The 9,137-nt window shown below is 74.5% G+C and carries 7 protein-coding genes and 1 pseudogene; 6 read left to right on the top strand and 2 right to left on the bottom strand.

The window, feature by feature from the left end:
• From C1A33_RS14215 to C1A33_RS14190, 6 genes and pseudogenes are all read left to right on the top strand, one after another.
• A pseudogene (locus C1A33_RS14215) lies at window positions 1-1,285 on the top strand (hypothetical protein); the annotation flags it as partial.
• 114 nt (window positions 1,286-1,399) lie between these two features.
• The gene (locus C1A33_RS14210; RefSeq protein WP_243407541.1) at window positions 1,400-2,323 is read left to right on the top strand and encodes a hypothetical protein; all 924 of its coding nucleotides are present in this window, start codon (window positions 1,400-1,402) and stop codon (window positions 2,321-2,323) included.
• A 640-nt stretch (window positions 2,324-2,963) separates the two neighbouring features.
• Window positions 2,964-3,839, top strand: a complete 876-nt coding sequence (locus tag C1A33_RS14205) for an ABC transporter ATP-binding protein (RefSeq protein WP_243407540.1) — start codon at window positions 2,964-2,966, stop codon at window positions 3,837-3,839.
• Complete coding sequence (locus C1A33_RS14200) at window positions 3,836-4,813, top strand: ABC transporter permease (RefSeq protein ID WP_243407539.1); 978 nt, start codon at window positions 3,836-3,838, stop codon at window positions 4,811-4,813. The genes C1A33_RS14205 and C1A33_RS14200 overlap by 4 nt, the downstream gene beginning before the upstream one ends.
• The gene (locus C1A33_RS14195; protein WP_101831990.1) at window positions 4,810-5,832 is read left to right on the top strand and encodes an ABC transporter substrate-binding protein; all 1,023 of its coding nucleotides are present in this window, start codon (window positions 4,810-4,812) and stop codon (window positions 5,830-5,832) included. Before C1A33_RS14200 ends, C1A33_RS14195 begins: the two co-directional genes overlap by 4 nt.
• A complete protein-coding gene (locus tag C1A33_RS14190; RefSeq protein WP_101831989.1) occupies window positions 5,829-6,575 on the top strand; it encodes a TenA family protein in 747 nt (248 codons plus the stop codon). The genes C1A33_RS14195 and C1A33_RS14190 overlap by 4 nt, the downstream gene beginning before the upstream one ends.
• A 21-nt stretch (window positions 6,576-6,596) precedes the next feature.
• On the opposite strand, the gene C1A33_RS14185 is transcribed toward C1A33_RS14190, so the two are convergent.
• Together C1A33_RS14185 and C1A33_RS14180 are read right to left on the bottom strand one after the other, a co-directional pair.
• The gene (locus C1A33_RS14185) at window positions 6,597-8,468 is read right to left on the bottom strand and encodes a class I SAM-dependent methyltransferase (protein ID WP_243407538.1); all 1,872 of its coding nucleotides are present in this window, start codon (window positions 8,466-8,468) and stop codon (window positions 6,597-6,599) included.
• Window positions 8,469-8,541: 73 nt separating this feature from the next.
• Window positions 8,542-9,137: glycosyltransferase (locus C1A33_RS14180; RefSeq protein WP_133150670.1), on the bottom strand; the 596-nt coding region annotated here is incomplete at its 5' end.

Below are 9,137 nucleotides of genomic sequence, written 5' to 3'. Positions count from 1 at the left end.
GGCCGGTTGGCCGGGGGTGGGCGAGCCGCGCCGGCTGGCCGCCTGGTGGCCGGTGCGGGGACTGCGGGTGCTCGCGACGTCCAGTCGCGCGTCCGCCACCCACCACAAGGAGCTCGCCGACCGCCTCGTCATGCAGGCCGTGCTCCACCAGTTGCGCCGTCGCCCACCGGGGCCGGCGGCCGGTCGGGACATGCTGGTCGTCGCCGGCGCGGACCAGCTCGGCCGCCCGGTGCTCGGCGGCCTGAGCCGGCACGCCGAGGTCGCCGGGGTGCGTCTCGTCCTGCTGTACGAGCGGCTCGCGGACGACGCGGAGCGGATGCTCGGCACCCAGGGCGGCTCGACGATCTTCATGCGGCTGGGGAACGGCAAGGACGCGACCACCGCCGCCGAATACGTCGGACGTGGCTACCGGTTCGTGATGTCGCAGGTCACCGCCCAGATCGGCCGCAGCTTCACGGTCGGCGACAGCGACAGCGTCGGCTACCAGGACGGCACCTCCGACACCACCGGCACCAGCGGCGGCCGCAGCCGCACCTACGACGGCACCCGCCTGCTGCCCTGGTTGCAGAACACCTCGACGAACACCGGCTGGCAGGAGTCGGTGACGACCTCGCGCTCCCAGACCTGGCAGCGCACGACGAACACGTCCGTCGCCGACTCGACGACCGACGGCACCACCTCCCAACGGGTGTACGAGTTCCTCGTCGAGCCCACCACCCTGCAGACCCTTCCCACGACCGCGTTCCTGCTGGTGAGCCCCGTGGATGGTCCTGGTCGGGTGACGCCCGGCGACTGCAATCCCGGCACGGTGCTGCTGCCGAGGGTCTCCTCGGTCGACCGGTGGACAGCCACCCACGCCCCGCCCTCGGCCGACCTGTCGTCGCCCGCCTCCTCGCTGCCGGCCACCCATCTGTGGGCGCCCGCCGACGCGCCGGTCGTGAGCGGCCCAGCCGTGACAGCCATCTCCCCTGCCACCTGGCCGCCCGGCGTACCGCCGGCGGCTCCCCGGACAGTGGACTCCGGCCTGTTTCCCACGCCGGCGGAGAACGCATGGGCCTGGCAGCCGGATCCCCAGGCAACGGCCGGCTCCGATGACGCGCGGCCTCTCCCGGCAGGCGGCTGGGTGCCGACCATCGCCGCGGCGCCCGTGAACCCGTCCCCCGGGGGCCCGGACGAGTCGGGTGGGCGGCTCCCGGGGGAGTCAGGTGGGCGGCCCTCGGCCGAGGAGCGCCCGCGCCCACGGGGGCGCCGCCGTATCAGCACGCCGCCGCGCGATCCGGGCTGACTACCCGACGCCGTACACCTGGTCTCGAGAGCCGGCGTTGTCCACAGCCATCGAGTTATCCACAATCAACAGAAGACGCTGGATCAACGGTTGGACAACCGTCATCGTCTTCTCATGGCCCATAACCCTGGCCGACTCTCCTGGCAGGAGATCGCCACTACCCAGGCCGGCGTGATCACGATGCGCGACGCGCTCGCCACCGGCCTGACCCGCACCGAGATCCGCGCGCGGCTGGCGGCGGGCGGCTGGCACCAGCCCTTTCGGGGCGTGCTGGTCACCGACGTGTCCGACGCCCGCGGGCCGCAGCACCTGTGGGCGGCCGTGCAGGCGATCGGCCCCGGCGCGGTGCTCGCGGGCGCGAGCGCGGCCTCCCTTGCCGGTCTGGTCGGCTACGAGCGCGAGCCGGTCACGGTGCTGGTCCCCACCCCGCGCCGGGCCACCGCGCCGCCCGGTGTGCTGCTTCGCCACAGCGCGCGCCTGGACCTCACCGAGGTCGATCCGCTGCGCCTGCCCCGGCGCACGACGCCGAGCCGATCGGTGATCGACATGGCCGAGTGGGCACCGTCCCGACCCCTGGCCCAGGCGATCATCGTCGACGCCGTACACCAGGGCGTCGTCACTCTGCGTGGGCTACAGGCGGCGTTGACCCGCCGCGGCCCCATCACCCGCCGGACGCTGGTCGCGGACTGCCTGGACAGGCTGGGCGCCGACGCCCCGCACCTGACCGGCCTCGCGTTCCACCACCTGGCCCGCGCTCATGGCCTGCCGACCGGCAGCGTCGCGGTGGAGGGTCCCGCGGACGAGCCGATGTCCAGGCTGCGGGTCCGTTATGAGTCCTGGCGGGTACAGGTCGAGGTCGCCGCGGGGGTGGCACGGCCAGGCCTGCAGAGGACCTCCGGCGGGGCTCTTCTGGTCCGCCTGCCACCGTCCGCGCTGCGGCAGCAGCCCACCGAGGCGGCCGGGCTCGTCGCCGCCGCGCTGCGCCAGCAGGGCTGGCCGCATCCTCTGCGCGAGATCAGCGCTACCTTAGCGTCGTAACAGACTGTCACCGCAGCCCGGTGTTGGCGGCGGTGACACCATGCCTGGCCGAGAGGGCCAGTGGGCTCGAACCGGTTGGCGGTGAGCTGATCGTGCCGTATTTTGTGCGAACGATGCGGGAGCTTCCACCCGAGGAGGCTGAGAGGGCGGCTGGGCACAAGCCCGGCGCCGCCGACCGCCTGAACCTGTCCGGGTAATTCCGGCGTAGGGAGTGATGGCCGTGACGCGTCCGGCGCCAGTCCGTCCCGTAGCCCGGCCGCGGGCCCGCAGCCGGCCCCCGGCAGTCCCAGCCACGGCGTCACCGGCCGACTGACGAGGGGCGGTTCCCACCCGCGCGGCTGACCCGGCTGAACGCAAGCGGGCGACGTCGCCCGTCCTCGAGACGCCCAGCCGGCGGCCGCCTGGCGTCACGGCATCGGACAACGGCCTGGCGCCGGCCGGGGTAAGACGGCGGGATCGCGCCCAGCAGGCGCGGCCCAGCCCTCCACCACGCGGGCTGAGCTCGGCGGCCGAGCAGGCCGGGACTGGGACGGGTGTCACACGGGCCCCTCGTCCGGTCGTCGCCGGACAGTCCGGGAGCGGGGCCGCCGCGATCCCCGTCCCCGTGCGGGCTTGGTACAGGATCTGGAGAGGAGGCAGCGTGTTCGCACGTCGCCGTGAGAACGGGCCGGTGCCGGGCGCCACGGCGCCCCCGCGTCCGGTGTCCGGCCCGGGTTCGGGCGGCGGCATCGAACTCGCCGGGGTCGGCCGGCGCTTCGGTGATCTGGTCGCGGTGGACGGTGTCGACCTGTCCGTGCCGGCCGGCACGCGGCTGGGGATCGTCGGTCCGAGCGGATGCGGCAAGTCGACCGTGCTGTCGATGGTCAGTGGGCTGACCGAACCGGATGCCGGCCGGATCGACGTGCTCGGTGCCATCGACGCGAGCGGACGGCTCGCGGCCTGTGCCTGGATGCCCCAGCACGACCTGCTGCTGCCCTGGCGCGGGGTGCTGGCCAACGCGCGCATCCCGCTGGAGAACCAGGGCCTCACCCGGCAGGAGGCGTCCCGGCGGGTGCGGCCGCTGCTGGACCGGTTCGGGCTGGGCGCGTTCGCCGACCACCGGCCGGCCGCGCTGTCCGGCGGGATGCGCCAGCGCGTGTCCTTCCTGCGCACGGTCGTCGCGGGCAAACCGGTGCTGCTGCTGGATGAGCCGTTCGGCGCCCTCGACTCGATCACCCGCGCCGACCTGCAGGACTGGCTGCGCGCGATGCTCGCCGACGAGCCGCGCACCGTCCTGCTGGTCACGCACGACGTCGAGGAGGCGCTGTTGCTGTGTGACCGGGTCGCGGTGATGTCGGACCGGCCCGGTCGGATCGTCGCGACCGTCGACGTCGCGCCGTACGCGGGGACCGGCGCGGCCGCCCGGCGCGCGCGCCTCGCCGACCCCGGCTTCGTCGCGCTGCGGGAGACCGTCCTCGCCCATCTGGAGGCGGCCCGCTCCCCCGAGTCCGCGCTTCCCGCGGCGGCTGACCGATGAGCGCCTCCCGGCCCGGCGGCCCCGTCCCGGCTCCCACACCGGCCACGGCCCCGATCGACGGCGCTCCCGTCGCGCCCCGCCCGGTGGAGCCCGCGGTGGATGCGGCCGTCCCGGTGACGGCGACGCCGCGAGCGCGGGCGGCGGCGGGCGAGAACCCGGTGGGCGAGGGCCGGCGCATGCGCGTCGGTGGTCGGGGGACGCGTCCTGGTGGCCAGCGGCTCTGGCCGAGCGTCCTCGTCGGGCTGGGGCTGCTGGGCTGCTGGGAGTTCGCCACCCGGGTGCTGCGGGTCGAGGAGTACATCCTGCCCGCGCCCGACCAGGTGGCGACAGCGCTGGTGGACCGGTGGGACGGCACGCTGCGCAGCGCGACCTGGGTGACGTTCACCGAGATCATCCTGGGGTTCACCCTCTCGGTCGCCGCCGGGCTCGCCATCGGCGTCGCCCTGCACTTCTCCGCGGTGGCGCGCCGGGCGCTCTACCCGCTGCTCATCGGCTCGCAGACGATCCCGATCGTGGTGATCGCGCCGATCCTCGCGATCGTCTTCGGGTACAGCCTCACCCCCAAGCTCATCCTGGTCGCGCTGATCTGCTTCTTCCCGATCGTCGTCGGCACGCTCGACGGGCTCGCCTCCGTCGACCCGCGGCTCGTCCAGATGATGCGCACGCTGCACGGCCAGCGCCTGGCGATCTTCACCCGGGTGGAGTTCCCGGCGGCGCTGCCGAGCGTGTTCACCGGTCTGCGCCTCGCTGCGGCCTACGCGGCCACGGGCGCCGTGTTCGGCGAGTACTCGGGCGCCGCCGACGGGCTCGGCCACGTCATGCGCCAAGGCGTGCCGCAGCTGCAGTCCGCGCTGGTGTTCGCCGCGATCGTGCTGCTCACCGCCATGTCCGTCGCCCTGTTCGCACTGGTCGGCCTCGCCCAGCGGCTGCTCGTCCCCTGGCATCGCACCAACCAAGAAGGGAACTCTCGATGATCACGCGGCATCCACGCCGGCTGGTCCTGTTCGCGGCGGCGCTGGCGGCCGTCACGCTTGCCGTCACCACGGCCTGCGGATCCGGCGGCTCGTCCGGCGGCGACCGCCGGCCCGCGACGGTGCTGCTCGACTGGGAACCCAACCCGGACCATCTGGCGCTGTACTCGGCACTCGACGGCGGGGACTACGCCGACGCGGGGCTGAATGTGACCCTGCGCTCACCGTCCGACCCGTCGGATCCGCTCAAGCTGGTCAGCACCGGCACCGTCGACCTGGGCATCTCCTACGAACCCGAGGTGATCATCGCCGGTGCGGAGAAGCTCGACGTCGTGGCGGTCGCCGCGCTCGTCCCCACCGCCCTCAACTCGATCATGGCGGTGGGGTCCGCGGGCATCACGAAGCCCGCGGACCTCGCCGGGGCCACCGTCGGCACCTCGGGGCTGCGCACCGACCAGGCGTTCCTCGCCGCCATCGCGAAGGCGAACCACTTCGACAGCGCGTCGGTCCATCAGGTCGACGTCGGCGCGGACCTGCTCCCCGCGATGATCTCGAAGAAGGTCCGGGCGACCCTCGGCGCCTACCGCAACGTCGAGGGCGTCACCCTCGCCAGCCGAGGACTCTCCCCGAAGATCATCCCGGTGACCGAGGCCGGGGTGCCGGAGTACGACGAGCTCGTGGTGGTCGCGCGGCGCAGCCGGCTCGCGAAGGACCCCGCCTACCAGACGCTGGTCCGCGATTTCCTGCGGGCGACGGCCGCCGGGAACGCCCGGGTGCTCGCCGACCCGGCGAAGGCCACCGACGCGCTGTCCGGTGTCGCCGACGGCTACGACCCGAAGCTGCTGCCGACCATGGTCCAGGCCACCGCCCCGCTGCTGCGCAACCCCGACGGATTCGGACGGATGGGCATCGGCGCGTGGACGTCGTTCATCGGCTGGATGCGCGCGGAGAACCTGATCACGACCACCGTGCCCGCCGCGGACGTGGTCACCGAGGCCTACCTCCCGAAATCGACGCCGTGACCGGCCCGATCGACGCGACCGGCCCCTTCAGCGACGAGCTGTGGGGATCGACTCGCGAGGTCTACGAGGCGATCCTGCGCCATCCGTTCCTCACCGGCCTCACCGACGGCAGCCTGCCGCGGGCGGCGTTCGGCCATTTCGTCATCCAGGACGCGCACTACCTGCGCGACTACGCCCGGGCACTCGCGGTGTGCGCGGCGAAGGCGCCCACCGAGGCGGACGTGCGCGCGCTCGCGACCGACGCCGCCGAGGCGATCGCCGCCGAGCAGGCCATGCACGCCGACCTGCTCACCGCGCTGACCACCGACGGCGATGGCGGTGAGGACGGCGATGGCGGTGAGGACGGCGGAGACGGCGGAGACGGCGGCGGACTGGCCGCCGGGGTGGGCACGGCCGCACCGACGACGCGGGCGTACACGAGCTACCTGCTGGCCACCGTCTACGGCGGGTCGTTCCTGGAGGGGCTCGCCGCCGTGCTGCCCTGCTACTGGATCTACGCGCGGGTCGGCGCCGAGCTGCTCGCCGCCTCCTCCCCCGACCCGCTCTACGCCCGCTGGATCGCCGCCTACGGCGACCCGTCGTTCCAGGCGGTGGCGCAGCGGGTCGTCACGCTCACCGACCGCGTCGGCGCCGAGGCCTCGCCGGCCGAACGCGCCCGCGCCGCCGGGCACTTCGCCGTGACGGCCCGGTACGAGTGGATGTTCTGGGACGCCGCCTGGCGCCGCGAACGCTGGCCGATCTGACGCGCACCGGGTGCGGGTGCGTCAGACCTCCTTGCGGGCGATCACGAGGCAGGTTCCGGCGAGCCCGGGCCGGTGAACGTAGCGGCGGGCGAGGCGGTCGAGCACGCGGGCGAGGGCCAGCAGCGGGCTGACCACCGCCATCAGCACCGCCCAGGAGAGCGTCTGGACGGGGCCGGCGGCCTGGCGCAGCCAGGGCATCGGCCGCGGCGCGATGGCCGTGACGACGAGCAGCAGGGCGAGAGTGAGGTCACCGGGGCCGCGGGCGGCGGCGAAGCGGACCAGCACCGGCCGCAGGCCCCGGTCGACCAGCGCGGCGAGCAGGTTCTCCATCGGGATGAAATGGGCCCGTTCCGGCACGGCCCAGCCGGACCAGAAGCGGCCCAGCAGCCGCGCCTGCCGGCAGTCGGCGTTGACCAGCTCGCACATCAGGTGCCCGCCGGGCGGCAGCGCCTTCGCGACGGCGTCGAGTTCGGCCGACGGGTCGTCGCAGCGTTCCAGGTAGCCGAACATGCTGATCACGTCGTACTGTCCGGCCACGGACTCGGCGAGGTCGGGCAGCCGGCCGCGCCACGCGCGGTCGAGCCAGCCGCGGCGAACCCCCTCCTCGACGACGGCGCCGACGTCGATGCCGTCGAACACGGTCGCCGGCCACACCTCGCGGGCGGCGTTCGGGAAATGCCCGTAGCGGCAGCCGACGTCCAGCCAGCTGCGGGGCAGCGCGAACGGCCGCACCGCGGCGGCCTGGCCGCGGCGGTCCCGCGCGATCACCGCCAGGGCCCGCTCGGCGACGTCAGTCCGCAGACCGTCGTAGCGGTCCCGGTCGTAGAACTCATGCCCGGCGCGGCTCAGCGGCGGGTTGAGGAAGACGTGCCCGCAGTGCGCGCAGCCCTCCAGCCGGAACGAGCCGGGCTTGCGCAGGAACATGTCCGGCGAGTCGAGGCGGACCGACAGGTCCGTCGACCCGCACCACGGGCAGTCGTCGCGTTCTCGGCCGAGGAACCGGTCGAGCCCGGCGCGCACGTCCCGGCCGTAGGTGGCCCGGCTCGCCGCGGTGCGCTGCCTGGCGGCGTGCTTGACCGGGTCGGCTGGCAGGCCCGCGGCCTTGGCCTCGGCGGCCCGCGCGGCCTGCGCCCGCCCGGCGCGCACCGTGTCGAGGACGAACAGCGCGCCACCGAGCAGGCGCACGATCGGCGAGCGGATCAGGTCCCGCGGGGCCAGCGGCACCCGGCCGGCGCAGACGAAGAACGGCTGGCACCAGAACAGCGCCGTCGCCGCGAGCCCCCACGGCCGGTTCGTGTGCACGCCGATCGCGGTGCAGATCTGCGGGATGAACGGGAAGAGCTGGTAGCGGCGGGTGAACCGGTAGCAGCGCTGCTGCACCCGCACCCGCATCGCCGCGTCGTCGCGGGCGGCACGCAGCCCGGGCAGCACGGCGAGGTCGGTGGATCCGGCGGCGAACAGCTTGAGCCGCTCGGTGATGTCGACGAGCTCGACCGGATCGAAGCCCTCCCGCCGGTCGATGCCGGCGGCGTCGAGTATTTCCGAGCGGACCAGCAGCGCCTGGAACGCCCCGCGGCCGGGCACGCAACGATCTGCCCGGTAGGTGCGGGTGTCGACCATGCGCGCGACGTCGAGGGCGCGTTCGACCGTCAGGTCGGCGGGGACGAGGTCGAGCACGTCAAGCCGGTCGCGGCTGGCGTGGTAGCTGGCGGCCCGCCGGCCGCGGTCGGTCAGCTCCACCCCGGCGGCGACGAGGAACTCGTGATCGGGGTCTACCGGGCGGCCGGAGGCGGGCAGCGTCTCCAGCCGGCGCAGCCGCCCGCGCAGCCGCACCCCGTTCACCATCAGCCCGACGCACACCAGAATCGGCAGCCAGCCGAGCACGCGGATCATCGCGTTCCGAGGGTACGCCGCGATCGCGACCAGGGGCGCTGGCAGGCCCCCGCGACGGCGGCCCGCCGGCGCATCAGGTGGCGAGTTTCTCGATGTGGTCGGCGGCGGCGGCGACCCCGCCGGCGGCGGCGAAGGCGTCGCGCAGGCCGGCGGCGGCCTGGCGGTGGGCGGGCTCCGACAGCACCGTGCGCACCGCGCCGGCCACGACCGACGCCCCGGCCCGGCCGAACTTGATCCGCAGCCCGGCGCCGCTGCGGACGACCTGATCGCCGATGACCGGCTGGTCGTCGCGGACGGGGGCGACGACCAGCGGCAGGCCGTGCGCGAGCGCCTCGCAGACGGTGTTGTTCCCGGCGTGGCAGACCACCGCGGCCAGCCGCGGCATCAGGTCGACCTGGGGCACGTACGGCGCGGTGTACAGGTCGGCGGGCGCGTCGAGGTCGTCGACGAGGCCGGGCGGGGCGACGACGATCGCCTGCACCCGCTCGGACAGGGTGAGCAACCCCTCGGCGGCGGCGCGCAGGAACCGCCCGCCGGCCTCCCGGGTCACCGTGCCGAGGGAGACGAGGACCGCCTCGCGGTCCGGGTCGAGCCAGTCCCAGGGGAACGGCCCGCCCGCCGCCCGCCGCCGGGGGGGGAGGTGACCGTCCAGGTGCGGGTGGCGTCCGC

The organism is Frankia canadensis (assembly GCF_900197875.1).
GTDB classification, from domain to species: Bacteria; Actinomycetota; Actinomycetes; order Frankiales; family Frankiaceae; genus Frankia; species Frankia canadensis.
This window is presented reverse-complemented; position numbering and strand designations above follow the sequence as displayed.

Coding starts and splice junctions, on each gene's coding strand:
- C1A33_RS14210 (WP_243407541.1), top strand. CDS start 1,400: ATGGCCCATAACCCTGGCCGACTCTCCTGGCAGGAGATCGCCACTACC.
- C1A33_RS14200 (WP_243407539.1), top strand. CDS start 3,836: ATGAGCGCCTCCCGGCCCGGCGGCCCCGTCCCGGCTCCCACACCGGCC.
- C1A33_RS14195 (WP_101831990.1), top strand. CDS start 4,810: ATGATCACGCGGCATCCACGCCGGCTGGTCCTGTTCGCGGCGGCGCTG.
- C1A33_RS14185 (WP_243407538.1), bottom strand. CDS start 8,468: ATGATCCGCGTGCTCGGCTGGCTGCCGATTCTGGTGTGCGTCGGGCTG.